Source organism: Leucobacter soli (assembly GCF_042659205.1).
GTDB lineage: Bacteria > Actinomycetota > Actinomycetes > Actinomycetales > Microbacteriaceae > Leucobacter > Leucobacter soli.
Genome location: NZ_JBHSRW010000445.1, coordinates 1 through 817 on the forward strand (window position 1 = coordinate 1; position 817 = coordinate 817).

Genomic DNA, 817 nt, shown 5'->3' on the forward strand with positions numbered 1-817 from the left:
GCTGCCGGCCGACCGCGCCATCGTGAACGCGAGCGTGTCGATCGTCGAGGCCCGGCGGGAGGACGCCGTGCGCACGGCGACCGAGGAGCACGCCCGGCTCGTGGCGCGGGCGAAGGAGCTGGTCGCGGGCGGAGCGGCAGCGCGGTACGTCGCGGATCCGATCGATACCTACAGCACCAGCTGGCGCGACGAGCGCGGTGAGCGCGTGGTCGAGTACCACGCGAGCGCGGGACTCTCGATCGAGGTCACCGCGCTCGAGACGGTCGGTGAGCTCATGCTCGATCTGGCGGAGGCCGGCGCGGATGCCCGGGTCTCGTGGGAGCTGAGCCCGGAGCGGCGGCGATCGGTGCTGCGGGAGTTGCGGCTCGAGGCCGTGGAGGCCGCCCGTGCGGCGGCCGAGGACTACGCCGCGGCCATCGCCGCCGCAGACGTCGAGATCGTGTCGGTGCGGGACGCTCGGGGAGGATCCGACGGGACGGCGCCCGTCATGCGCGCGATGGCCATGGCGGATGGCGCCGCCCCCGAGGTGACGATCCGCGAGATCGAGGTGCGCGTGCAGATCGAGGGCACCTTCGCGGCCGTCTGAGCCGGCCCGACTGAGCCGACTGAATGAGTCGACGGCTTCGTCGGCTCGCCGGGTGCGAGACAGGTCGCGGATCCGGCACTCGCGGATCCGGCGTTCCCGGATCAGGCGGTGGCGCCCAGCACCCGCAGCGCAGCCCACAGCTCCGCCCGCGTGTCGGGGTCGTCGAGATCGCGCTGCAGCAGCGTCGCGGCGGTCTGCACGCGCGAGCGCAGCGTGTGCCGGTGCACGCCG

2 protein-coding genes are annotated in these 817 nt (G+C 74.1%); one reads left to right on the top strand and one right to left on the bottom strand.

The features are described 5' to 3' along the window. On the top strand, nucleotides 1-586 hold a 586-nt coding region (locus tag ACFPZL_RS13840), incomplete at its 5' end, for an SIMPL domain-containing protein (protein WP_382335976.1). Nucleotides 587-687: 101 nt separating this feature from the next. Here the strand turns inward: ACFPZL_RS13840 and ACFPZL_RS13845 are convergent. After that, nucleotides 688-813: a helix-turn-helix domain-containing protein gene (locus ACFPZL_RS13845; protein ID WP_382335978.1), complete on the bottom strand. Its 126-nt coding sequence runs from the start codon at nucleotides 811-813 to the stop codon at nucleotides 688-690. Nucleotides 814-817: the final 4 nt, after the last annotated feature.